The 25,244-nt window shown below is 50.3% G+C and carries 22 protein-coding genes; 8 read left to right on the top strand and 14 right to left on the bottom strand.

Annotation, left to right across the window (positions count from 1 at the left end; translation table 11 throughout):
- Nucleotides 1–152 precede the first annotated feature (152 nt).
- The gene (locus ACFVTB_RS08440; protein WP_387747399.1) at nt 153–1,052 is read right to left on the bottom strand and encodes a 3-hydroxyacyl-CoA dehydrogenase; all 900 of its coding nucleotides are present in this window, start codon (nt 1,050–1,052) and stop codon (nt 153–155) included.
- A gap of 474 nt (nt 1,053–1,526) precedes the next feature.
- On the opposite strand from ACFVTB_RS08440, the gene ACFVTB_RS08435 reads away from it, so the two are divergent.
- Nucleotides 1,527–1,922: a RidA family protein gene (locus ACFVTB_RS08435; protein WP_387747397.1), complete on the top strand. Its 396-nt coding sequence runs from the start codon at nt 1,527–1,529 to the stop codon at nt 1,920–1,922.
- Between the two features lie 115 nt (nt 1,923–2,037).
- Here the strand turns inward: ACFVTB_RS08435 and ACFVTB_RS08430 are convergent, their stop codons facing one another.
- Entirely contained in the window at nt 2,038–2,850 is an 813-nt protein-coding gene (locus ACFVTB_RS08430) for a GNAT family N-acetyltransferase (protein WP_387747395.1), read from the bottom strand.
- Between the two features lie 246 nt (nt 2,851–3,096).
- On the opposite strand from ACFVTB_RS08430, the gene ACFVTB_RS08425 reads away from it, so the two are divergent.
- Both ACFVTB_RS08425 and fosB read left to right on the top strand, forming a co-directional pair.
- Nucleotides 3,097–4,512 carry a catalase gene (locus ACFVTB_RS08425; protein ID WP_387747393.1) on the top strand — a complete coding sequence of 472 codons (1,416 nt, stop codon included), beginning with the start codon at nt 3,097–3,099 and terminating at the stop codon, nt 4,510–4,512.
- Nucleotides 4,513–5,003: 491 nt separating this feature from the next.
- Nucleotides 5,004–5,441, top strand: a complete 438-nt coding sequence (fosB, locus tag ACFVTB_RS08420) for a metallothiol transferase FosB (RefSeq protein ID WP_387747391.1) — start codon at nt 5,004–5,006, stop codon at nt 5,439–5,441.
- A 599-nt stretch (nt 5,442–6,040) separates the two neighbouring features.
- Here the strand turns inward: fosB and ACFVTB_RS08415 are convergent.
- Entirely contained in the window at nt 6,041–6,853 is an 813-nt protein-coding gene (locus ACFVTB_RS08415; protein ID WP_387747389.1) for a helix-turn-helix domain-containing protein, read from the bottom strand.
- A gap of 113 nt (nt 6,854–6,966) precedes the next feature.
- Between ACFVTB_RS08415 and ACFVTB_RS08410 the strand changes: the two genes are divergently transcribed.
- Nucleotides 6,967–8,199: an MFS transporter gene (locus ACFVTB_RS08410; protein ID WP_387747387.1), complete on the top strand. Its 1,233-nt coding sequence runs from the start codon at nt 6,967–6,969 to the stop codon at nt 8,197–8,199.
- A 111-nt stretch (nt 8,200–8,310) separates the two neighbouring features.
- Here the strand turns inward: ACFVTB_RS08410 and ACFVTB_RS08405 are convergent, their stop codons facing one another.
- The 10 genes from ACFVTB_RS08405 to ACFVTB_RS08360 form a co-directional block, all read right to left on the bottom strand.
- On the bottom strand, nt 8,311–8,766 hold the full coding sequence (locus ACFVTB_RS08405; RefSeq protein ID WP_387747385.1) for an AraC family transcriptional regulator: 456 nt from the start codon (nt 8,764–8,766) through the stop codon (nt 8,311–8,313).
- Between the two features lie 276 nt (nt 8,767–9,042).
- Entirely contained in the window at nt 9,043–10,095 is a 1,053-nt protein-coding gene (locus ACFVTB_RS08400; RefSeq protein ID WP_387747383.1) for an NAD(P)-dependent alcohol dehydrogenase, read from the bottom strand.
- 164 nt (nt 10,096–10,259) lie between these two features.
- Nucleotides 10,260–10,490 carry a hypothetical protein gene (locus tag ACFVTB_RS08395; protein ID WP_387747381.1) on the bottom strand — a complete coding sequence of 77 codons (231 nt, stop codon included), beginning with the start codon at nt 10,488–10,490 and terminating at the stop codon, nt 10,260–10,262.
- A 40-nt stretch (nt 10,491–10,530) separates the two neighbouring features.
- Nucleotides 10,531–11,907 (bottom strand): UbiD family decarboxylase, encoded by a 1,377-nt coding sequence (locus ACFVTB_RS08390; protein ID WP_387747379.1) that lies wholly within the window; start codon nt 11,905–11,907, stop codon nt 10,531–10,533.
- 599 nt (nt 11,908–12,506) lie between these two features.
- Nucleotides 12,507–14,012, bottom strand: a complete 1,506-nt coding sequence (locus tag ACFVTB_RS08385; RefSeq protein WP_387747377.1) for a malate:quinone oxidoreductase — start codon at nt 14,010–14,012, stop codon at nt 12,507–12,509.
- Between the two features lie 339 nt (nt 14,013–14,351).
- Nucleotides 14,352–15,623 (bottom strand): S-adenosylmethionine decarboxylase related protein, encoded by a 1,272-nt coding sequence (locus ACFVTB_RS08380; RefSeq protein WP_387747375.1) that lies wholly within the window; start codon nt 15,621–15,623, stop codon nt 14,352–14,354.
- 206 nt (nt 15,624–15,829) lie between these two features.
- Nucleotides 15,830–16,516 carry a TetR/AcrR family transcriptional regulator gene (locus ACFVTB_RS08375; protein WP_387747373.1) on the bottom strand — a complete coding sequence of 229 codons (687 nt, stop codon included), beginning with the start codon at nt 16,514–16,516 and terminating at the stop codon, nt 15,830–15,832.
- 49 nt (nt 16,517–16,565) lie between these two features.
- Nucleotides 16,566–17,738, bottom strand: coding sequence for an FAD-dependent oxidoreductase (locus ACFVTB_RS08370; protein ID WP_387747371.1), 1,173 nt, complete (start codon nt 17,736–17,738; stop codon nt 16,566–16,568).
- 40 nt (nt 17,739–17,778) lie between these two features.
- Entirely contained in the window at nt 17,779–19,212 is a 1,434-nt protein-coding gene (locus tag ACFVTB_RS08365) for an MDR family MFS transporter (protein ID WP_387747369.1), read from the bottom strand.
- Nucleotides 19,213–19,485: 273 nt separating this feature from the next.
- Nucleotides 19,486–20,367: a LysR family transcriptional regulator gene (locus ACFVTB_RS08360; RefSeq protein WP_387747367.1), complete on the bottom strand. Its 882-nt coding sequence runs from the start codon at nt 20,365–20,367 to the stop codon at nt 19,486–19,488.
- Between the two features lie 133 nt (nt 20,368–20,500).
- Between ACFVTB_RS08360 and ACFVTB_RS08355 the strand changes: the two genes are divergently transcribed.
- Both ACFVTB_RS08355 and ACFVTB_RS08350 read left to right on the top strand, forming a co-directional pair.
- Nucleotides 20,501–21,682 carry an MFS transporter gene (locus tag ACFVTB_RS08355; RefSeq protein ID WP_387747365.1) on the top strand — a complete coding sequence of 394 codons (1,182 nt, stop codon included), beginning with the start codon at nt 20,501–20,503 and terminating at the stop codon, nt 21,680–21,682.
- Between the two features lie 153 nt (nt 21,683–21,835).
- Nucleotides 21,836–22,000 (top strand): hypothetical protein, encoded by a 165-nt coding sequence (locus ACFVTB_RS08350; protein WP_387747363.1) that lies wholly within the window; start codon nt 21,836–21,838, stop codon nt 21,998–22,000.
- 11 nt (nt 22,001–22,011) lie between these two features.
- On the opposite strand, the gene ACFVTB_RS08345 is transcribed toward ACFVTB_RS08350, so the two are convergent.
- Entirely contained in the window at nt 22,012–22,578 is a 567-nt protein-coding gene (locus ACFVTB_RS08345; RefSeq protein WP_387747361.1) for an RNA polymerase sigma factor, read from the bottom strand.
- A gap of 210 nt (nt 22,579–22,788) precedes the next feature.
- Between ACFVTB_RS08345 and ACFVTB_RS08340 the strand changes: the two genes are divergently transcribed.
- Together ACFVTB_RS08340 and ACFVTB_RS08335 are read left to right on the top strand one after the other, a co-directional pair.
- Nucleotides 22,789–23,136 (top strand): hypothetical protein, encoded by a 348-nt coding sequence (locus ACFVTB_RS08340; protein WP_387747359.1) that lies wholly within the window; start codon nt 22,789–22,791, stop codon nt 23,134–23,136.
- Nucleotides 23,137–23,388: 252 nt separating this feature from the next.
- On the top strand, nt 23,389–24,651 hold the full coding sequence (locus tag ACFVTB_RS08335; RefSeq protein WP_387747357.1) for a chymotrypsin family serine protease: 1,263 nt from the start codon (nt 23,389–23,391) through the stop codon (nt 24,649–24,651).
- The last annotated feature ends 593 nt before the right edge of the window (nt 24,652–25,244 follow it).

Here is a 25,244-nt window from a genome sequence, read left to right as displayed (position 1 = left end):
TGTTCTACATCCTTTTATGCGAGTCTAAATCGTTTTCGATTCGTTATCAGCATCATACCATATTGCTCCGCAACCAATGCGATAGATCGTTGTTCAAGCGAAAAAAGGCCCGCGGATGCCATTCGCTTCCGCGGAGCCTTCTACTGCAAACTTTAAGGCTTCAAGAAATCGGGATGGGCATAGCTTGGGTTCGGATACGTATAAAACCCTTGCTTCGTCGCCCGGCCAAGCTTGCCTTTGTCGATATACTCATTCTTCAGCAGCTCCGCCGCTTTCTTGAATTCTTCGTCCCCGGTGGCTTGCGCCTTGGCCAAACCGATATTATAAGCGGTGTTCAAGCCTACGACATCCAGTATCGCAAACGGGCCGAGCGGCGCTCCCGTGCCAACCATCCACGTCTTGTCGATTGTTTCCGGATCGGCGATTTCACGAACAAGCAGCTTCTGAGCCGCCTCCAGCAACGGCACCAGCAGCGAGTTCAAAATATAGCCCGGCTGCTCCTTCTGCAACGGAAGAGCGACCATGCCAATCGCTTTGGCGAAGGCGATAACGTCCTGGAACACAGCCTCATCCGTTCCGGGATGCCTCATAATTTCGGCTGTGTTGTTCCTCCATATTTCATTGGCGAAATGGAGCGCCAGAAATCGCTCTGGACGTCCTGTCGAATCTGCAAATTGGCTCGGCAGAAGCGTGGATGAGTTGGTTGCGAAAATGGTCTTAGCGGGTGCGACGTTCCCCAACTGCGTGTAAAAATCGGTTTTTATGTTCACCACTTCTGGAATGGCCTCGATGACGAGATCGGCGTCGGCAACCGCCTGCGACAAATCGCTGTTGAAGGCCAGACGATTATACGCTTCGTCTGTGTCTGCTTGAGAAGCACCCAGATCCCTCTGATAGTGGGGCTTTAGCTGCTCGATTCGCTCCTTGGCCTTCGCCAGCGCCTCATCATTAATATCGTACACCGTCACCTGAAAGCCTTTGAAGGCGGTTTGATAAGCGATCTGGCTTCCCAGCACGCCGCTGCCGGCGACCGTCACTTTTTTGAAATTCATACTCTACTCTCCTTTTGTTCTGCTGTACTGCCATAACCGTTAATGTTTCCTCGAATGTGGAATTGCATACCGCTAACGTTTCGTTATCTGGCGGCTTAAATCGCTGCTTTGGAAAATGAAAAAATGATCTGTGCCGGTAGGCACAAATCATTTGAAGTGTTGGAACGTTGGTCATGGATTCACTGAATCTTTTTAGTTGATACGGCTGCTCTACACTGGATTATTGGGTGGAGCTTTCAAACTGTTGCTGTTTTGACTATCAGTAACCAGTCTGTGTATACTTATATAGCTTTATCATTTTGAGAGAGAGGGAGTGTCCGCTTATGAAGAAGAGATCGCGTAAATCCTTGTCATCAGGCTATGGATACTCTATTGCCGTTTTTTTCTAGAAGCCATTTTTACGGGTGAAGTCTGTCCAAATGACTTTTTGAAGCGAAAACTGCCATTCATCACAAAATGACGAGGTGTCTATTCATGAACGAGAAAATTACTAGAAGAAATCCAGCAACAATGCCAGCACCAGTTGGAAACTATACGCATATTACGAAAATCCCTAGAGGCGCAGAGTTCTTCGTCACATCGGGACAAATCGGCGTAAACGCACATGGCGAGATCCCGGCTGACTTTAATGAACAAGTGGTTCATACTTTTGCCAACATTAAAACCGTTTTGGAATCAGAGAGCTTGAATAGTGAACATATTATTAAAGTGAACATATGGGCCACTGAAAAAATAGATTGGGATTTTTTGTACGCGGAGTGGGACAAATTATTCGGTCAAGATTATCCCGCGATGACCGTTGGATATATTACTGAACTAGGCCTGCCTGAAATAAAAATTGAAATCGAAATTTGGGCTGCAAGCGTATAATTGCGAACTCGCTCCCTTCATCCAAGCCGTGAACCTCTACAAGGTTCACGGTTTTTTTTGTATAAGATCGAAATTTCTTTGAAGGGTAACTCGACCGCTTATGCAGCACGCCGTTTTACCTCTTCTCGACCCAAGTCGCTCTTGTATAGCCAATTCTCATTCCCGCTCTCTCCATATTGTTCTGGCTGGTTGAAGCATAGGCGCATTGGCCGACTACGAGCTGGCAACTGTGGGACGCCGCCACCTGCATCCGTTTGCGCAGAAATGCGGATTGCAGCCCGCGCCGCCGATACTGCGGCAAAGTCGCGGCGAACGTCAAGGAGGCAATCCCCTCTGCCATATGCATCGCTGCAACGCCTGCTGGAACGCCTTCGACGAAGCCAAGAAAGATGCGCCAGCCCGGGCGATTGAACAAGACGCGATTGTTTGCGGCAACGTAGGGCGCGCCGCTTTCATTCATCCCGCTTCCTAAGCAATGCAATTTGCCGTATAACTCAAACTCATTCTCCTCGATTTCACGTATGGTGATGTGCGGCGGCGGTTCCTCGTTCGAGACATTTGGCACTCCATACATGGTCGTATGAAACCCGCTTTGATAAAAGCCTCTATCTGCTAATAGCCGCTGTAATTCGGCATTCGACTTCGAGGGAATGATCTCAAACTGACAGGCTCTTTCCCGCTCCTGGTAAAAAGCTAAAATACGGTCCACCTGATCCGCATCCGCCGATGAAAGCCCTTTGACTGTATTAAAAGAGCCCCAAGGCATCGTATTCGCATAATAAGCAACCGCGCCGCCAAACGTTTCAATCTCAACGCCTTCCGGGTTGCCTTCGCGCTCGCGTATAGCCGCCATTCTAGAAGACATGTATTCGATTTCCGATCGTTCCAGACGTTCGGCCAGTGATGGGGTCAGGACTGGTAGAGTCAATGCAGACTGCCTCCTCGTTTGTATTCACTTATACTCTTTTGTTTACAACAATTGGACTATGTTCCTTCTACAACATTCCTCTTGGCGTTGTTCAATTCCTCCTTGCAATAAAGAAAACAGGTCAATCTCATTCGAGCGCGTGGAACAGAGCAGCCCCCCTGTACTAAATCGACTAATCCCCGAATAAGATGGCAGATGAGACGTGCAGAAGGACAAAACCAATGAATTCATGGGGAGGAACAATCCATGGCAGATAACAAGCCGGAATCGCAGAAGCCCGAACAACAGTCGGTACCGGATCAGAGTACCAGCGGAGGCCACGCCTATTCGCGGCATGCAAGCAAGCATTCGGACCTGCTTCATTCACAGACGGTCGGCGAGCGAGGTCCCGCACTGGAGCAGGACAGTGCTACACATGAAACGCTGGAAGCTTTAATTTATGGCAAGCTGTTAGAACGGCCCGTCCATGTCAAAGGCTGCGGCGCCTTCGGCTACTTTCAAACCCTCCATTCTATGACCCCATACACGATGATCCCTTTTCTCCAACAGCCTGGCACGCAGGTCCCGGTAGCAATCCGTTTCTCGCTTGCTGTCAGCAACAAAGGGACACCGGATACTTCCCGCAACGTACGAGGCTTCGCCACCAAATTTTACACAGAACAAGGCGTATTCGATCTCGTCTTCAATCATATCCCGATTTTTTCCGTCAGGGACGCGATTCGTTTTCCTGCGGCGATCAACGCCTTTTTACCTTCTCCAGTCAATAATTTAATCGATCCTAACCGTTTCTGGCGATTCGTCGCTAGTGCGCCCGAGTCCACCCTCTTCGTCGTCTGGCTCTACTCCGATGCAGGAACGATTAAGAGCTTGCGCCATATGCCGGGCCACAGCGTCAATACATATGTTTGGCGAAACCACGAAGGCCAGCGGCTATATGTGAAATATCACTGGCTACCGATAGCAGGCGTTCAATACATCGACAGCCGGGAGTCCGCCAAGCTTTCGGGCGAGAATCCAGACTACGCGGCAAAAGATCTTTACGATACGCTTGCTGCGGGAAAAACGGTGGAATATGGCCTTTATGTACAACTGATGAATCCGCAGGACGAGGCCTCTCTCCCTTACGACCCGCTGGATGCAACAAAAATATGGGATGACCGTCAATACCCGCTGCACCCGGTCGGGCGGCTTGTTTTGAATCAAAATCCGGACAATTATCAAGAACAGGTTGAAAAGCTATCTTTCTCGCCGTCGAACTTGCTGGAGGGCGCCGAATTCTCGGCCGATAAGCTGCTGCAAGGAAGGGCTAATACATACGCCGATTCGCAACGAAGACGTCTCGGTCCCGAATTCCGCAAAATACCGATCAACCATCAACAAAATTGGACCCCTGCCGATCAAATTACGAGCGGCGACGGCGTCTTTGTGGAAGGCCGCTTGCAGCGCAGCGATATTCCGAAGCCGGATAACTTCTCACAGGCAGGCCAATATTACCGTTCTCTATCACCGGCTCAGCAGAACAATCTCGTGAGCAACTTGGCTGGCGATCTATCAGGCGCTTCAGCGGATATTCAAAATGTGGTGCTCAGCTATCTGCACGAAGCGTCCGCTGAGCTAGGAGATAAGGTAGCGGCGAAGGTTCAAGCGCACGGTAATGGGTAATGGGTAATGGGTAATGGGTAATGGACAACGGGCGAGCCGTTAACGGAGAACGGGTGAAAGGTTACGTGAGCGGGTGACGGATTGCGAGTGAGCGTTAATGGAGAGCAGGGGAGAAGGTTGGCCGTGAGTGGGTAACGAATAGCAAGCGATCATTAACCAGGAACGGGTGAGAGTTTACCCGTAAGCGGTTAACAGATAGTAAACGGTAAGGTTAACTGTGAGCCGATATCAGGTGGCAGGTGGCGGCACGTACGAATATTCAAAGCAGCGAGTGTTGTCTCACATAAGCGGCGACGGTTGGCCGATTACAGGGCATCTTCCTGATTACTAGGGGATGCCTTTTCGCATGCAAGTTGTAACGTTATTGCTCCAGAGTAGGGATTAAGGGTACAGTAGGATAGAAATAAGGACGTGTGCTGAGGGGGTCCCGACTTCTAATGCAATGTGTCAGAGTTCGTGTGCTTATAATCTGGATGGAGAGGTGAATGGTTATGAAAATCGGAAGCATTAATCATCTGCTTTTTTCGGTCTCCGATTTAGAGCGATCCATAGCGTTTTACGAGGATGTTTTTGAAGCAAAGCTATTAACCAAAGGCAGAAGCACAGCCTACTTTGATCTCAATGGACTGTGGCTCGCTTTAAATGTGGAAAAAGATATTCCGCGAAACGAAATCAAATCCTCCTATACGCATATTGCTTTTACGGTAGAAGAAATAGATTTTGATGATCTTGTCCAGAAACTCGAGCGGTTGAATGTCCATATCCTCTCGGGACGCACGCGCGACGAAAGAGATAAGCGATCCGTTTATTTCACAGATCCGGACGGTCATAAGTTTGAGTTCCATACAGGATCGCTGCAAGACAGGCTCTCCTACTACAGAGAAGAGAAAACGCATATGACATTTTACGATATGATAGAGGAAAAATAGGGCGGGAATGATTCAGGGGAGGCTCTAGTTGACACTCGTCATGAAACACCAAGCGCCTAGCTTAGGGAGCGGTGCACAGTGCGGAAAGCTTCATGAGGCAGTAACTGCCTTTTTGCAGTTATTTTAGGTCGGGACAGTGGTTTTTCGATGAATAACTGCTTTTTGGTAGTTATTAGGGCACATATGACCTCGCGATGTCCATCGTACGGGAGAATAACTGCCTTTTTGCAGTTATTTCGCTTCGGAGGCGGCAAACCCGAGGAAATAAATGCTTTTCTGCAGTTATTCACCCTGGTTTGCTGTGCCGTCTATCTGAGCCTACCTAGTCACGAATATTGCCGAAAGCCCGATAGCGGATGCTGCAACTGCCCCCGCCCCGTCAAACATCATGCTCCCATCCATTCCGGCTGGTCCTCCGAGTTGGAATATCCGACATCTCTCCAATCCCTCAACCGCGCCATCATCCACCGCCTACTCACCATCCAAACGCACAAAATGATAGAGAAGCAACGCTCATGTCTGCGGTCGGTCAAGCAGATGATTAATGGGCCCTTGCTGGTACAGCCCCCGCGCTTTCCCTCGATCCTCCGCTGCCAGCTTCAATAGCGGCTGTCCTGGCGAAAATGCTCGGGCGTAACGCCAACCGACTTCACAAACGCCCGGTAAAAGGCGCTGCTGCCGGAAAAGCCGAGACTGAGGCCAATGTCCGTTACGGAGCGGTCGGTGCGCTGCAGCAGCCGCTTCGCCTCGTCGATTCGCAGTTGAAGCACATATTGATAAGGTGTCGTTCCGACGAGTGATTTGAACGTCCGAATAAAATGAAACCGGCTGCGCATCGCAATGGCCGCCAAATCCACAATAGCAATCGGATCTTTGTAGTGCGAATGGATATAGTCCATCGCCTGCCCCATGTACGGGTCGCTTCCCGCAGGCTCTCCGCCGCCAACCTTCACGCCTCCTGAGCCCTTGTGGCTGCCAGACAAAGCGCCCGTCAAATAGTCGAGCACCTGCAGCTCGATCTCTTCTTGCGCTAAACGGCTTCCGGTATCGTACGCCAATAATCCGTTCGTCCATTGACGCATGCGGCCGGCGAGAAGCGTGCGGTCAAACTGCTGCCTCAAACCCAGCTCTACCGAATCCCGCCCTACAAACTGCTTCAATCCCTTTTCCTTCACTTTAAAGATGAGAACGCCCGCCTGTTCGCCGATTCCAAAAACGTGACGCTCTCCAGGAGGCTGGACAAGTCCGTCGCCCCCCGCCAATTTATAGTCACGGTCCTCCTGCGTAAACACGCATCCCCCGTCCATCATTACGGTAATTTGAAAATCTTCGTCATGTCGATGAAGATTATTGGAAAAAGGTCCTTCTATTCGCCACAGTTCCATCTGCGGCGTGGAAACTTGAACAATCATGTCTGCTCACCCGATATCATTATAGCAATAATTTCGCGGATACGAAGCAATTATCGCAAAGACGGCCCGTTTCCCTTCCGATAAGATAAGGAAAAAAAGAAAAGGTGATTGTCATGTCTCAGCCCGCAATGGCGGTAACGCCCAGACGAACCGCCAACGTCGTCTTGTTCGGCGTCAGCCTGGCGCACTTGCTCAACGACGCCATGCAAACCGCAGTCCCGGCCGTTTTTCCCATTTTTCAAAAATCGATGCAGCTCAGCTTCGCTGAAATCGGTTGGGTCGCCTTTACGCTCAATGTGACGGCTTCCATTCTTCAGCCGCTGATCGGTTACTACACCGACCACAAGCCGATGCCCGGCCTGCTGCCGCTAGGCATGGTGTTCACACTGCTCGGCATGGTTGGATTGGCTTTCTCTCCAGGGCTCGCAATGCTCCTTGTCTCTGCGGCGCTCGTCGGAGTCGGCTCTTCCGTGCTTCATCCTGAATCTTCCCGCGTCGCCCATCTTGCGGCAGGCAAAGGCAAAGGAACGGCGCAATCCGTCTTCCAGGTCGGAGGCAACACCGGTCAGGCGCTAGCGCCGTTGATGGTCGCGTTCATTATTGCGCCGCAAGGCCAGCTCGGCTTCCTATGGTTTACGCTGCTGGCAGTCGCAGGCATCGGCATTCAATGGTACATCGGCAAATGGTACGGCCAACAAATGACCGCGCAGGCTTTGGCAAATAAAGCCCGCCAAGCCGCCGCGAAGAGTGAGCAGGCGTTCTCCAAAGACTTCGTCGTATTCGTCATGACGATTTTAGTGCTGCTCCTGTTTTCCAAGTTTGTTTATTTGGCAAGCATGACAGGATACTATTCGTTCTACTTTATGGACAAATACGGTCTTTCGTTGGAACGGGCGCAGGTTTCTCTGTTTGCGCTGCAATTCGCCGGCATGGTCGGTACGCTGCTAGGCGGCCCGCTTGCCGACCGGTTCGGCCGGAAGAAAATCATCTGGTTTTCCATTGCCGGTACAGCGCCATTCTCGATCCTGCTGCCCTTCGCTGGACCGGTCGGCTCCATCTTCCTTTGTCTGGCCATCGGCGCTATCTTAATGTCCGGCTTCTCGGTCATTATCGTCTACGCGCAGGAAATGCTGCCAGGTCAAGTCGGCATGATATCCGGACTGTTCTTCGGACTCTCCTTCGGCATGGGCGGACTCGGCTCGGTACTGCTAGGCTGGCTGATCGACCAAACCAGCATCGCGTTCATCATTCAAATTTGTGCATACCTTCCGCTGCTCGGCATACTCGCTGTTTTACTGCCTAAGGACTCCCGGCTAATGGGGCCAGGCCAAAGCGCCAAAGCCTGAATAAGCAGCTAGAAAAAAAAAGATCGGCAGGCACACCCCTCGACTGAGGCGTTGGCTGGCCGATCTTTTTTTTAATGCATCGGCCTGATCGCTTAGCTTATACCGAAAGTGCTATAACCGTTTTATCGGCACGCATATTTCGCAATACCCCTCGATCAGCGCTTTTCCCCTATACCGTTCTACAATGGGCTTATTGTCCATTTGGTAGCCGCTGCTGTGCAAGGCCGGAAAAATATCCGCCCACGCTCGTTCCATATCCTCGGCCGTATGCTTGATCTCAAAGACCATATACTCTCCGCCTGAGAATTGACCCTCGCTGCATGGAGCATCCGCGGGTTCATCGCCTGAAATAACGATGCAAGCATCATATCGGCAGTTCTCTGGAAGCGTGGTCTGCGGATTGTCTTGCGGAATGCCTAGCAGGATGGCCGATTCGGAGAGCTTATTTCTCTCACCCGCCCATTGCTTCAACGTCTCCATCGCCTGCCTGTTTACAGGTCCATACGGACCAACTTGCCTCACGTATGCCACACGGTAGGAGGGCAGCATTTCAACTGTTCTGTTCATTTAATCTTCCTTTCTTTTCTAAATACTAACTGCAAGATGAATCTAACATGATATAAAATAATATTCATTCTATTTTTTTGTAACTAAATTATTTTCATTTTCAAATGAAAATTGTTGTTTTTCGATTTTTTTCTATAATCGATTTGACCACTGTTCCTGTTGAGAATTAATTGGTCATAAAATAAAAAAAGACTTCTCTTGCAGTACCGGCTTTCATGATCGGCAGCTAGAGAAGTCTTTATCTTTTTCAACCTATCTGTAACCCTACGCCAATCGTTATTGGCCCGGATAGATCATCACTTTGATGGCGGAATCCTTTTGCGTACGCGCCGCTTCTACGGCCGCCTTCGTCTCGCTCAAAGGGTATTTATGTGTAATGACTTTTTCAATATCGATGTTCGAACGGGATAAAGCTTGAATAGCGGCTGGGTACGTGTTGGCGTATCGGAATAAGCCAAGCACGTCAAGCTCTCCGTCTACAATGGCGTTGACGTCGAGCGGCACCTCGGAGGACGCCGACAAGCCGACCAGAACGATCCGCCCGCCCCGGTTGACCGTTTTCACCGCATTCGATAGAGCGCTAGCGTTGCCCGACGACTCGATGACAACTGTAATTCCTCTCCCTTCCGTCAGTTCATGAATTCGCTGGGTCACGTCCTCATGCAAAGGATCAATTACATGTGTGACTCCCATCTCTTTCGCCAGCTCCTGCCGGAACGGTACGACATCCGTTGCATAGATTTCGCTCACTCCGAACATTTGGGCAGCTTGAACAGCCAGCAGACCGATTGGGCCAAGCCCTGTGACGAGAATACGATCGCTTGGCGTTACCCGCGCGCGGTTCATAGCATGCAGGCCGACCGACAGCGGTTCAAGCAGTGCACCCTGTTCGTAAGTCATGGCATCAGGAAGCTTGAACAGGAAATCGCTGCGAACGGCGACATATTCAGCCCATGCTCCGTCGACTGGCGGCGTCGCCATAAATACGACGTCCGGACACAGGTTATAGCGGCCCGATTTGCAAGCCTCGCAGCGCCCGCAAGTGACGCCAGGCTCGACGGCCACCCGATCTCCGACTGCAATGTTGGAAACGCTGGCTCCCACCTGAACGACCTCTCCCGCCAATTCGTGGCCGAGAATAATCGGCTGTTCGACGACATACCGGCCTATTCTTCCATGCTCGTAATAATGAACGTCCGAGCCGCATACCCCAATACAATGCACCCGAATCAAGGCCTCGTCTTCTTTCGGAACCGGAATCGGGATCGTCTTCATTTCGATGTCGAGCGGCTTATTGAGAACCGCCGCTTCCATTACGTTCTTCGTCATTTTCGTCCACCTCTCGCATGATGTTCGCACGAATCTTTGACAGCGCTGTCATTAACGCCGGGTCTCAGCCATTTCAATTGCAAACTGGATCTGCGCTTGCCGCATGACTGCACCGACCCAACTAGCTCATATCCGAAATGGAGCCTGCCCGTTACTTCAATATATCAAAGAGACCTGCCACTGAACAGCACCGATATGCGATTGATAAGCTGACTGCGCGACATCAAGCAGTGAACGCCTTGCCCCAGCTCCAGGTATACGAAAAAGGGCCGCTTAACCGCTTTTTGCTCCATCCGATAGATGTTTGCATAGGGGGCACGGTCGCCGCCACCGTGCTGCGTCCTGATCCATGGCGTCTTCGGCGCTAAAACGCGCTCTGGGAGAGGGGCTCGCAAAGAGCCCCTCTCCCAGAGTGCAAATGATATAGCTTCTATGTCAGGTATAATCGTCAGCGGGACGTATCTTGTAGCGATCCCAGTTGCGTTTAACATTGTTCATAACGTCGTCAGGTATTTCTGCAAGCGGCATTGCCTCCTGCTGGCGCAAAGCAATGATGCCGATCTTGGCAACCGTTCCGCCATCGACCAGCGGCTCGGCGCGATCCGTTCTTACGCCGGGGATAATCATCAAATCTTGCTGCGCCCTCATTCGGGCTGCGACTGCCCATTCCACTTCATGCGGATCGTCTATCCGGATATCGTCGTCAACGACTGTCACCTGCTTGACGAGGTTGCAATGGGCGAATGCCGCAAAGACGGCTTTCTGCCCTTCTCCCGGCCGCGGGTTGGCAAGCGACACGACGGCGTGGCAGCGGCCCATGCCGCCTTCCGTAATATAGACCGCTTTCGCACACGAGACCGATTTACGAATGTTCCAAAGCAGCGTCGTCTCAATCGCCATGCCGCCCATGAGAAAATGCTCGTGATATTTGCCGGGCAGAACGAATTGGAAGTACGGATCGTTCCGATGCGTGACGGCTGTTACGCGCAGTACCGGGCTTTTGCCGTAATCGACATACATGCCGTGAAACTCCGACACCAAGCCTTCTTCGTAATATTCGCCGGACTCAAATCTTGCCTCGATGACGATCTCTGCACCAGCAGGGGCCTCCACGTCAACAGTCACGCCCGGTGATAGCCGCAGCGGTTCGCCCAGCATTCCTCCAGCGATTGCAAACTCATCCACTCCGAGATCGACATAAGCGTTAGCAGCGACCAGCACTGCAGGATGGTTGCCAATCGCAATCGCCACTTCCAGTGACTTGCCGAGCCGCTCCGCCTTCAACTTCAATTGATGGAGATGATGGCTCGGTGACATGCCAATCATCAGCTGGTCGGGTCCGAGCAGCAGCAGTCGATTCATGGACACGTTGCGCTTGCCGGTCTCCGGATCTTTGGCAATAACGATATCCGCCGAAATATACGGACCCGCTTCCTTCTCGAAAAAGGTTGGAATAGGAAGCTGTGCCGCCAAATCGATGCCTTCTGTCACAACGACGTCGCGACACGGCGCTTCTGCTGTCAGAACGGGCTCGATGGGATGCTCCAAGCCCCGTGTTATATGATCCAACGACGCCTCAAGCGTCGGCTCGATGTCGCAGCTGATCGCATAATTAATGCGGTCGACGACGTTGCCTACCGCGCGCATCGAAGACCCCGCGATACGGTCGAAAATAACGACATTGCGATTCGGCTGCTGCGCCAGCACTGCGGCCATTTCAAACTTCGGATGCACCTCTCCGGTTACGCGCGACAGTCGGCCCGCCTGTGCAAGACGTTCCAACGCATCCCTTAAGTCTTGTCCTTTGGTCATGTCACACCCCGCTATTTTATCGGATACTTGATTGTTATCTAATTATGAAAACTATATATCAATAATTAATAATATATTGCTGCTTAACCTGTTCGTCAATAAAGTGGACATTTTTGTAATCGTACCTGCTATACATACATTTTCGATGTTGCATCATTGCATCATTCCAATTGCTCTTGTTCTTGATAGCGATGTAATGAAGATCAGCTCTATAATTGGCACCAACAAAAAAATACCCGTTCCAGTGGAACGGGACAGGCCGCACGAAAATTCTCGCAGCCCGGCGCGCGGTGCCATCACGGCACGGTGCTCGGTCACACGTCGGCGGTCAAACCTCGTTCTCTAACTGCAATAAGGCGCAACAGTCGCAACAACCGAAGGCCCTATTTGAAGGAATATGTATGAAAATTCATATATAATCTGATTCAATCCGAAATAAGCGCCTGACTTCAAGAGTGAGAGGGAACGCTGCGGGAAATAGGGTTCTTCCGATCGCTGATCGCTGTTAAAGTCCGAACGGGCAGCGCGCAGATTTCAATAAAAAAACGGCCCTACCCCAGTTAAAGCGGGTAAGGCCGTCTTGGCGATTATTCGAAAACCTAATTCACTGCGTGAAGCTCACGGTCCAGGCCGAGCGCTCGCGAAGTCGAAGCATCAATCTCTTCAATCAACTCCGGTTTACTCTGCAGCGGTACGCCGTACGAAGGAATCATTTCTTTGAGCTTCGGTTCCCACGTTTGGATATGCTGCGGGAAGCATTTCTTAATGACTTCAAGCATGACGGAAACGGCGGTAGACGCACCTGGCGACGCACCGAGCAGCGCAGCTACCGAACCGTCGGCAGCGCTGACGACTTCCGTACCGAACTGAAGCGTTCCTTTGCCTCCAGCTTCCGTATCCTTAATGACCTGCACGCGCTGGCCAGCTACGAGCAGTTCCCAATCCTCGCTCTTTGCGTTCGGAACAAACTGCCGCAATTCTTCCATGCGCTTTTCTTTCGATAACAAAACCTGCTCGATCAGGTATTTGGTGAGCGAAAGGTTTTTAGCGCCGGCAGCCAGCATAGTGAATACGTTATGCGGCTTAACCGAGCTTATCAAATCGAACATGGAGCCCGTCTTCAGGAACTTCGGCGTGAAGCCGGCAAACGGTCCGAAGAGGAGCGATTTTTTGTTGTCGATGTAACGGGTATCCAAATGCGGTACCGACATCGGAGGAGCGCCAACCGGCGCCTTGCCATATACTTTGGCATGATGCTGAGCGACGACATCGGGATTTTTACAAACCATAAACAGACCGCTTACCGGGAAGCCGCCAATGCTTTTGCCTTCAGGAATACCGGATTTCTGCAGCAAATGCAAGCTGCCTCCGCCTCCGCCAATGAAAACAAAGTTTGCCGTATGGCGCTGAACCGAGCCGTTGTCCGTATTGCGAACTTTCAGTTCCCACTTGCCGTCTTTTGTACGCTTAATATCGTCTACGCTGGACTTATACTTGATCTCGACATTTTTCTTCTTCAAGTAGTCAAACATCATACGCGTTAAAGCGCCAAAGTTAACGTCCGTGCCCGTGTCAATTTTGGTAGCCGCGATTGGTTCTTTCGATGCCCGGTCTTTCATAATGAGAGGAATCCATTCCTCCAGCTTGGCCGGGTCGTCGGAAAACTCCATTCCTTTAAAGAGAGGATTAGCCGACATCGCTTCATGGCGTCTCTTCAGAAACTTAACGTTACTTTCCCCTTGAACCATACTCATATGAGGAATAGGCATAATAAATTCGTGCGGATTGCGGAGCCTACCGCTTTCCACCAAATAAGACCAGAACTGTCTCGACACTTGGAACTGCTCGTTAATTTTGACCGCTTTGCCGATATCGACCGATCCGTCCGCTTTCTCATCGGTATAGTTCAGCTCGCACAACGCGGCATGCCCCGTTCCTGCGTTGTTCCATTCGTTCGAGCTTTCTTCCCCGGCGCTTCCCAGCTTCTCAAACACTTTGATGTCCCAGTCCGGCGCCAATTCTTTCAGCATCGACCCTAAAGTCGCACTCATAATGCCGGCACCGATTAAGATTACGTCTGTTTTGGTTTGTCTGTCATCGCTCATTTTAACCGTCCTTATACACTAATACTTTGTTGAAAAGACGCAGACGCTTCAAAGCAGGCCGGGAAATACCCGACCTTGCGTCTTTCCACGATACGCTGCCTACCGACCATCGTGTACCCTTATTAGCAATTGATTAATCTATACACTATTATATGATAGTTAGATATGTTTTAAAAGCAGGTAAATTTCAGGGGATGAAATCGTGTTGCAAATCCGCAGCCAAACTGCAAAACAACCGGCTGCCTCCTGAATAAAAGTGGAAAAATATCCTATCCTTCTAAATGAGGGAACTCTTTCAAAGACAAAGGAGGGTATCCGGTTGCGGATTCCCTCCTAGAATTAAGCTTTACGCATTCGTTTCAGCAAAGAGCCTTCCGATGCGCCGTTCTCCCCTTTCACGAATGTGGTCATATATTGGCTGACATAGCTGCCGTAACGAATATGCTTGTCCACTGCCAGCAGTTCGTCTACATAATGTACGCCGCTCGGCACATTATCGAGCATCAGCGTGCAGACGGCGGCATACACCCCGCAGGCCACTTGCAAATAGGTCGCATTTGTTCCAAATTGCTGATAGACGGATTGGCTGTTCATCACGTTGTACATGTACCGCTCCTTATCTTCGTACACCAAGAGCACGCCGACCAAATCCTCCCCCTCCAACAGCGCTTCAGCCGGATCGAACACTTTAGCTTGCAAGCTCCATAGATAGTCCTTCTCGTGCAGGTAATCCCGGATCTGTTGCGTCGTATACTCGTTGACCTTATAAATAAAGCCGAATTCCATCGGATAGAGGCGGCCCAAGGTGAGCACCTCTTCATGAGGCACCAGACTCCCGTAAAACTGAATATCTCCTAGCGTAACCTTGAATTCTTGCGCGTAAACCGGCGTGTATAAATGAATAGGCGTATGCTGTTGCACAAACATCGGATAGTTATCGATCGCTTCATCGAGATAACATTCGGGAGACCACGAGGCGTACAAGCTGTCCTCACGAGCAAGCGATTTATCTTGAAAAAACGTATCATCCCTTTCCACGATATAGCAGGCTAGAGGGGTCTCATCGGGAAATTCGTTCATTCTTTCATGCGCCATCCATTGCACCACGCCAGGGTTCATGCCCGAACAGATCAGTCCTTTCATGCCGGTGAACCGGCTTCTGACGCTCTCCATTCTCGTATACCGCTCCATTAGCGTGTAGCCGTCCAGCGTCTCGTCCCGATCAACCTCCGCGCTTTCCAAAGCTGAGTTCACATAGGCAATTCCCAGCTCATTGCATATAGATAGCATGTCCACCGTATCGGCCCAAGAAAGATCGATTACCAGCCCCGTTCCGGTATCCGACAAATGCCTGCGAACCTCTGCCAAATCGTCCAGATCAAGCGTATAAAGCGTACTGCGCGGCATTAAAAAAGGGCAGATCCGCTCATAATCCTCGATGCTCTTCTGTTTTCGATCAATCAAATGCAGCTTGCTTTGCTTAAGCAAAGGATGGAGAGGATCATCCGGGTCCTTTGCCGTTTTGTTTAATACAGACAGGACTGCCTTCGCTACTCCACCGGCGCTTCCAAAGACGGAAATGTCTATAACACCGTTTTCCAAATCTATCATCTCCTTTCTAAAATTTTGGCTTTAAAATGATAGAGGAATCGATGCTATATCGTATGAAAAGGAAACCGAACCGCGACGGCGCTTGTCCAAAATAGGTTGTCCAAACAAAAACGGCGGTACAGGGGATAACCTCCCTAGTACCGCCGTTTCTTCATTTTCTTATTCAGCAAACAAATTATTTCGTCTTTCAAGTCAAACCTTTGATCTTACGTTCGAGTTTGCAGCAACCCTTGCAGGATCACTTCCAGCCCCCAGCGGAACCGTTCCCTCGAGGCGATATCGCCGGAGAACATTTCATTATTCAGACTGGCGATCATCGGGTAGCGGTTCGGATCGGCAGACAGAAATGACTGTTGAATGGCCGACACCTGCATGCTTCCATTCTTCTGTCGGGACGCCTGCTCAAAGGCAATAGACGAGACGTACACCATGAACAGGTCCAATCCCCAAGCCGCAGACCTTGGTCCCAGCCCGGCCTCGTGCAGGGAAGACAGAATATACTCGGTCAAGTGGAGGTAGTTCGGCCCTATCGGAAACGTCGTAAGCGACAGCTCAGCAAGTCCGGGCTGCTCGTACAGAAGCATTAGGTAGGCATTAAGGGCGCCAAACAGTCTCTCCTTCCATGCCGCTTCCCCCTCATTCTCGGCAGGCAAGACAAGCTCACCCAGCCCGTGATCCATGACATAGGCGTTTAGTTCCTGCACATTTTTAAAATAGACGTATAGCGAAGACGGTCCGGTATCCAGCTCTTTCGCTATTTTCCGCATCGTCAGGCCCGGCATTCCTTCTTCCTTGAGAAGGGTATACGCCGTCTTGACGATTTGCTCATGGCTAAGCGGTTCTTTGGCCGGACGGGAGCGCCGGCTTACAACTGATCGTTTTGGATTCATCATACTTTCCTTATATCATATCAATAGCTATTAGTAAATTTGCGGTTGTGAGTTAATGCACGCCGTGTTCCTCATAGATCCGATTCATTAAGTCGGTCAGCTTCTGGGCAGCGCCGTCGGAGAACGTCAATTTCAAATTGTCGTCCGACTCCTTGGCTTTTTCGGACGTATACTGGTACATTTTCGGCTCATAGGCCTGAATAGCGGCATTGATGTCGTCATGCTCCACCAAAGCGAGTGCAAGCTCCAACGCGTCCAGCATCGCCAGGTTGACGCCCTCTCCCGCAAAAGGAGACATGACGTGGGCCGCATCCCCAATCAGCGTCACTCCCGGCTGATGCTTCCATGTGAAACCAACAGGAAGCATATAAATTCTTCTCGGTAAAATAGCGCCGTCCGCGTAACGGATATAATTTTTCAACGAATCATCCCAGTCTTCGAAAAGCTCAAGCAGCCGCTGTTTGGCTTCCTCCGGCCGTTCGAACGGTATGCCGCAGTTATCCAACCAGTTCTGCTCCGCCTCAAAGCTCGCATAAACCTTAATCCGGCCGTCGCCGTTCAGTTGGCCCAAAATGCCTTTGCTGTCGCTTAGCGCAAACAGCTTGCCGCGCTTGTTCAACGCAGCCAGATCGGGATGGCTCTGCGCCGCATTCAGAACGTTCAGCTCGATCATTGTCAGGCCCGAGTATTCGGCTCTTGCATCCGAGAGCAGCGGACGCACTTTCGAGAAAGCGCCGTCGGCGCCAACCAGCATATCTACCGTATCGACTTCCCCATTCTCGAAATGAAGCTCCGTCCTCCCGTCGCCGAGCGAAACGGCCCGCTCCAGCTTATAGCCATAACGGATGCAATCGGGATCAAGAGCGTTCATCAGCAAATCGCATAAATCGCCGCGATCGATTTCCGGCCTGCCTCCCGACGAATCCATCTCTGCGTCTTCATCGATATAGATTTTGCCCGTTTTGTCTAAAACCCGGAAATCCTCCCCTTCAAGCCGGATGATTTCCTTAAACTTCTCGTACAGGCCAGCCTCTCGAAGCGCTCTTTGGCCCGACTCCTCATGAATGTCCAAGGAGCCCCCGCGCTGGCGATTCGAATTTTGCAGTTCCCTTTCGTAGACGACGCTCTGGATGCCGTGCTTTTGCAAAATCAGTGCCAATGCCATTCCGCCGGGACCGGCTCCGATAATAGCGATACGTTTTTGTGCGGATAATGTGTGGGTCATAGGTGATCTCTCCTTCATTTTCTCGTTGTATTGTTTGCTTTTAAGACCGATCGGATGCGTTTTGTTGAGATGCTTGCGGCTTTTTCAAGAAAAGGCTTAACAGGAAAGCAATCAGCGCGAAAGTCAGCGTAATCCAAAAGGTATGGCCAAAAACATTGCCGAACTGCTCCAGCGAATGGTGCTCCGGTAAATTCCGCAGCTGCCGGGAAAGATAAGCGGTCGTCAGCGTAATGCCGAACGAGGACATAATTTGCTGCGCCGCGGTTGTAATCGGGGTTACACGGCTGACGAGCTCTTTCGGCGCGGACTTCAGCACATGCGTGTTGATCTGCATCATCGTCAGGCCTTGGCCAAGACCGACAAGGGCGAAGCTTGCCATGATATATAATGGACTGCTGTGAGCTGAAAGCTGAGTTAATGTGAATAACCCGCAGGCGAGCGAGGCAACTCCGGCGATCGCGACAGGACGAATGCCAAATTTGTCAAACAGCTTGCCGCCAACGTTAATGCCGATCGTCGACAAGATGGCCTGCGGAATAACGTACAGACCAGCCGTAAGCGGCGATAGACCTTTCACCTGTTGCAAATAAAGCGGGAACAACAGCAGACTGCCGAACAAGGCGATTTGATTCGTCCAGGCAAGCAAGATGCCGTGTGTAAAGGATGGCGAACGGAACACTCGCAGCTCCAGCAGCGGCTGTTTCCGGCGCAATTCCTGCCAGATGAACAAGAGGAGCGCAATAACGCCAACAGCCAACGTAATAATAGCCGCTTCGTTCGACCATCCCTTGTCTCCCGCCTGATGAATGCTGTAGACCAGCGAGGCAAATGCTATTGGAGCAAGTAAAGCGCCCGCCAGGTCGAGCTTCATGCCTTTCTGCGGCACGGCCGCCGGGATGTACCGCCAGGCCATCCAGAAGGCAAAGAGGCCGACAGGCAGATTGATGAGGAAAATCCAGTGCCAATTGACATACTCGATTAACCAGCCGGATAGAACCGGTCCAAGTATCGGCGCCAGCAGCATCGGGATCCCCAGAATGCCCATAACCGAGCCGCGCTTGTCGGGCGGGGAAACCTTGAACACTGTAGCTATGCCAATTGGTGCAATCATACCTCCGCCTAGTGCTTGCAAAATCCGAAAAGCGATCAGCTGCTCCGGCGTCTGGGCCAGCGCGCAAAGCAAGGAAGCAATTACGAATAACACGATGCTCCATAAGAACACCCGCTTCGCCGCGAATCGGTCCGAGAACCAGCCTGCCAACGGAATGACAGCCGACAATGCCAATGTATAAGCTGTAATTACCCATTGAATCATGCTAAGGCTGGAGTCGAACGACTCCACAAGCTTTGGAATCGCTACGTTCATCACCGTACTGTCCAAAATAACGAGAAACATACCGGATACGACGGCTAGTAGAACCGGCAGTATTTGTTTGATCGAAAAATTCGTACTGTCGCTTGCGGACTGTACCATAGTGGCGATCACTTCCTTTGTATCTTCGTCGTTTCGATGCATCGATTGATATAGTTATAACACAAACGAACACCGTTCGTAAAGAACAGTGTTCGTTAATAGTGAAAAATTTTTTTTGACTCTAAGTAAGGAGAAGCACTGCGGGTCAGAGGGTTCTTCGCTTTACTCAACTTTTCCGTCAAGCAATGATTTTAAGTTTGATCCACTTCTACAGCATCTTCTCTCGGGCTAAGCAAGGCCGTTCAAAGGAAAGAGGCGCGGATGCTTGCAGCATCAACGCCCCTTCAACTGCTCCTCCACAAAATGAATGAAAACTTGAGCCGCATGGCTAAGATACTTATCTGACCGATAAATGATGCTCGTTTCTCTGACCGGAGGATGATCATTTATTGGGATATACCGCAAATTGAGATTGTCGATCGATTCAAGCAGCGATATCGCCACGATTGTAATACCGAGATTTGCTTTTACAAATTGGAACAGAGACGGATTCGAGCTCGTTTCGACCACGACATTCAGATTGAAACCGTGCTGCTGGCACCAATTCTCCAGAAAGTCTCGGCCCCAAAATCCTCTTGGATACATGACGCTCGGCAATGCCTGCAGTTCAAATAAAGAAACTGACTCCCTATTCGCCAGCTCGTGATCCTTCGAAACTACAATCCCATACTCGTCTCGAGCTAACGGCCGTACGACTAGTCGAGGATTGAATAAAGGCGTCACCGATATGCCGATGTCAATTTCGGTGCTCAGTACAAGCCGTGTCAATTCGACTTCCGATACGATTTTCAGCCTGATGTTTGGGTACTTCTGAAAAAATCGGATAAACATCGGAGTTAGCCGGAAATCCAGCTCGGACGGCAGTGCGCCGATACTCAAGCTCCCTCCCTGCTTATTTTTCAGCTCATCCATCTCTTCGAGCCCGTTTTGGAGGTTTTGAAACATCGCCCGCACATGTCTTTTCAAAATCAAGCCCGCTTCCGTCATCTCGATTCGCTTGCCAATTCGATCGAATAGCGGCATGCCAAGCTCCTCTTCCAGTCCTTTAATAGACAGACTTAAGTTAGGCTGAGAGATGCCCACTTTCTCGGCGGCTTTCGTAAAATGCAGTTCCTCGCATGCCGCAAGAAAATATTCCAGCTGCCTAAGCTCCATAATTTGTGCTCCCTTGCCCTTCAATAATTTGTTTCATAAATGGTAACTATTAATTTCATAGAATTGATAAATGATCGCTCCCTAAGTATGATTTGTGAGTGACGTATCGTCAACGAGAGGGAGTAGAGTCATCATGAGAAAAAACGTCTTATTAATTATAGCATTATTTATCGCCGCATTAAATTTGCGTCCGGCCATCAACTCCATCGCGCCGCTGCTCGAGAGCATGCGTGCCGACCTGGGCATGAGCGCCGCCGTTGCCAGCTTGCTGACTTCTATCCCGGTCCTTTGCATGGGTTTATTTTCACCTTTTGCCGTTAAAGCAGGAGGCCGTTTCGGCATCGAACGGGTCATGGGTTTGTCGCTTCTTGTGATCGGCGTAGGTACGTTTCTTCGACTGTTTACAGGCTCCGTGCCTTTCTTGCTCCTTACCGCATTAATCGCAGGTATCGGTATCGCTGTTATTGGGCCTCTATCGTCCGGTTTTATTAAGCAGCACTTTCCGAATAATGTTCCGACGATGATTGCCGTCTATTCCGTCGCTCTTACTTTAGGGGCCACACTTGGCTCTGGGTTATCCACTCCGCTCGAGAGGGCCTTCCATTCGTGGAAAGGCTCCCTTGCTTTCTGGGCCGCTGCCGCTTTTCTCGCGGCAATTGTGTGGCAACTGTTCGTTCATACGCAGATCAAGCCGACGGCTCGAATGGCTTCGGGAAAAACCCAAACCAATTTGCCTTGGAAGAGCGGCAAAGCTTGGATGCTGACCCTATCGTTTGGTTGTATGAGTATGCTCTTCTATTCGTTTACCGCCTGGCTGCCTCAAATTGTCGAGGGTATGGGCTACTCGAAGGCTTATGCGTCCACTGCGTTAACCTTGTTCGTAGCGATTCAAATTCCGGTCAGTTTAATACTGTCGCTTCTGCTGAGAAAATTTCCTTCTCGCCGGTTGTGGCTGCTCGTCGAAGCTTCATTTGAGCTTTTCGGATTGCTGCTGCTGGCATTCCGTGTCGAGCCTTTGGTGGCTGCCGCATTTATCGGCATCGGTGCAGGCGGACTGTTCACGCTAAATCTTCTGCTGCCGATCGACGCGACCAGCAACCCGCATGAAGCCGCCTCCTGGTCGGCCATGACGCAATCTGTAGGTTATGTTATAGGCGCTACAGGGCCGTTCCTTCTCGGCTGGATTCATGATTATACGAACAGCTTCACGTCGGCCGTATTGGGCATGATGGGCATCGTTGTCCTGATGATGATCGTACAGTTCACGGCGACCTCTCGAAAGCTGAATCCGCTCCGTTTGGCGGAATCGCATTAACTATTTCATAGGACAACCCTTCGTGAATTTTGCGGAGGGTTGTTTGATTTTGCTGGCGTGCTGCATGGAGAAACGAGAGCTGTTTAGAATTTGTTTAGTTGAACCGGCTAGAATAGGTCTTGCAGCCTATGAACCGGACGGAGTGAAACGCCTTTGAAGGAAACCATCTTAGAAGAAATGCGCAAATTCGAACATGATGACGACAGAAGATACCAGCTGCTGCTGCGTTATTTGCGAATCGTCAATGCTGAAAACAAGCAACGCGGATTTTTCAAGAAGCTCAAAAGAAAATGGTGGGGTAGAATGAAGAAAAGTTAAACCGAGCGGCCTTATTCGTTGTCCGCCCATTTCCGTGAGAATTGGTAGAGTAATTTTTTACGCGCCCTTGCCAGCCGTTGGGTCAGGGCGTCTTCCGACACATCCAGCATCCGGCATATCTCCCGATACGACTTTCCTTTTACGTAGAAGAGAAGCAAAATCGTTCGGTAAGCCGACTTCAACTCATCCATAGCCTGATAGAGCAGCTTGTCTCTTTCTCTTAACTCGACTTCACCGGCTACGCTCGCTTCAGCGAAGGCGGCAGCGCCAATCACAGCGCAGGAGGACGGGGCCGTCATCTGGCGGTCCCGTTTTAATTTCCTAAGGTAATCTAAGGCGGTATTGCGAGTCAATCGCTTAATCCAAGCGGGAATATTGGCATCCGTTCGCATCTTAGGTCCCTTGGTTATCGCTTTGATGAAGGCATCCTGAATAATATCTTCCGTAAGCGCATGGTCGCGGACGAGAAAATGAATATCCCGATAAACGAATTGGTAAAAAGAACGGTAAACCCTCTCTTGCGTTGAGGGATTGAGATCATCCAGTGGGCTTCGCAGGCAAGTAAACCATTGTTCCATAAGACTCCCCCGTTATATAGATAGTAGAAGAAGATCAGACGGGCCGAATCGGCCAGCGTCAACAATCATACCACATTTTTGGAAATTGTAGGTAAATGAGAGATTAAAATTTTGTATATTTCAGATTAACATTCCTTTTTGTGGATTTTGTGAAACAAACTGTCACCTCTATGCGTTTAGAAAGTACGATACCGACAGGAGGCTATGTTCATGATGAAAAAACCGATCGTTTTATTCATTTTGGCGATTTTATTAGCCGTGTCAGGAGGGTGCGGAACGATGGAAAAAGGGAATAAACCAACAAATCCCGCTAGTTCGGAGCAGGAGCTTACTCTACTCGAGCTGAGAGACAACATTTTAAAGCTGGCGAATGATGGGGTTTTGGATGTGCATGGGGTCGGCATAGACTCTAAGGAAGGCAAGATCAATATTTATTTATCGCCAGACTCCTTGGATGCGAAAAAAGCGGAGGTTCTCAAGTATATCAAGGAAGAGCAGGTGAACTGGGTCGTAGAAGAGAAGCTCACGCTCGTTGAGCAAGATAAGAAGACAGACTGATCACGGATAGAGGCCGGGCGAGTTCGCCCGGCTTTTTTTGCGCGAGGAAATAGGTGTTCGATAAAATTAAATATTTTCGTTAGATTCTATTAAGCTCGTACGTTATATAGATAGACAACGAGAATGAGCGGAGCTTCTGATAGACGGATTGGGCTCGGGAAGGGAGGCTGGCTCGGAGATTGGCTCGACATCTGCATCGGGCTTGAGCGATACCTAGTTTCGAAGATTCATATTCAACGAGGAGGAAAAATAATGTTGAGAAGATCGAAAAAATGGGCAGGGTCTATATTAATCGCGGCCTCATTACTTTTAACAAGCAGCTTGGGGTCCGTATTTGCGCAAGGGAGCGCGGACGGAAATCCAATTGTCTATTATTATGATGGCAAAACATATACAGCTACGCCGATCGAAGCGGAGCCCTCGGCGCAGTTCAAGGAGGGGCAAAGCCTTTCTGCAAGCGAGGTACAGGCAGCCAGCCTTCAGAACGACCTCGCAAACGTGCAGGAATGGGTGAAAGCAAACAATGCCGATATTTTTGGAGGAGCCTATATCGACGAGGACGGCACAAACGTAGTAACGCTGACGAAAGAATCGTCCAGCACAGATCGCGGCATTGCATCCATTAGCTCGTTCCCGGATAAAATCACAATCAAATATGTAAAATATACGGAAGCTCAAAACGTCGAAGTCAAACAGCATCTCCTGAAACTGGCCGAGGACGGACAAATTCAGTTAGGAGCTGTTGGGATCAATCCGAAATTAAACAAAGTTAATGTGTACTTATCGAAAGACCAGCTGGCCGAAAGCAAGGATCAAATCACGCAACTGGCCGCAGATGATCAAGTAAACTTCATCATCGAGGATGTAAAGGTCGTCGAGCAAGCAACCGTAACGCCAGGCGGAGAAATCACCTATACAAGCGGCTCCTCCACCTATGCCTGCACTGCCGCTTTTCACGCCGTTCGCAGCAATACGGATGTCTTTTTTACGGCAGGCCATTGCGGAGGGGTCGGAACAAGCTACAAAGTTGGCTCGACTACGGTTGGAACAGTTGTCGCCGCCCGCAACAGTACGACTACCAAGGAAGATGCCGCAGCCGCTTCACTGGGCAGCAACGGTACACGGACTGTCTCTGTTCGGGGCACGACGCTGACTATCGGCACGTTCGATTACAACGGCGCTCGCCAAACAGTCGGTTCGGCTATCCGGTTCAGCGGCCGTTCCGGCAACTACAATAGCGTCACCGTGGTCGATAACGCTTATTCAGTCCCGGGCTCCAACTATGATATGATCCGGACTTCCGTAGCCAACACGCAAGGCGGCGATAGCGGCGGTCTGTGGTATTCCATTATTACGAAAAATAATAAAAACTTCGCCGTTATCGAAGGCATTCATAAAGGGATTTTGCAGGATGCGAACGGCAACAACCTTGGCGCCGTTTTCTCCAAGCTAAGCAATGTTTACGACGATATGGGCATTAGCTCGATTTACATCGATTCGACTTACCCAGGTTAATGATTGTTACAGCTACTAAAGAGCAGCACGCCTTCATTGGCGTGCTGCTCTTTTTCGGATTTTAAAGACATATTAAATAGTCCCGTTTAGACTTCGGGTTCGATTTCGAGTTCAACTTCGATTTAAACTTCGACTTCAATTTCAACTTTCGTCGCCTTCCAAATGCAAAATTGCAGTTATTGCTTACGACTTGCTCGCAGACAGGGATGCAACTACCACAATAACTGCCATATGGACGTTATTCTTCCCAATTCGGGTAAAATGCAAGGCAATAACTGCGAAAAAGCAGTTATTCCCTGCGACTTGCTCGCAAACAGGCTGGTAGCGGCCGCAATAACTGCCATATGGACGTTATTTCTCACGATTCGGGTAAAAGGCAAGGGAATAACTGCGAAAAGGCAGTTATTCCTTGCGACTTGTCCGCAAGCAGGCGGGCAGCTACCGCAATAACTGCCATATGGACGTTATTCTCCCCGCTTCGGGTAAAATGCAAGGCAATAACTGCGAAATCGCAGTTATTGAGCCCGCCCTACCTGCAAATCAACATTCACCCCGGCACAACTTCCACCCTGCGGCAGCTCACGAAGAAAGTA

It is taken from the genome of Paenibacillus sp. NPDC058071 (assembly GCF_042885235.1).
GTDB lineage: Bacteria > Bacillota > Bacilli > Paenibacillales > Paenibacillaceae > Pristimantibacillus.
This window is presented reverse-complemented; position numbering and strand designations above follow the sequence as displayed.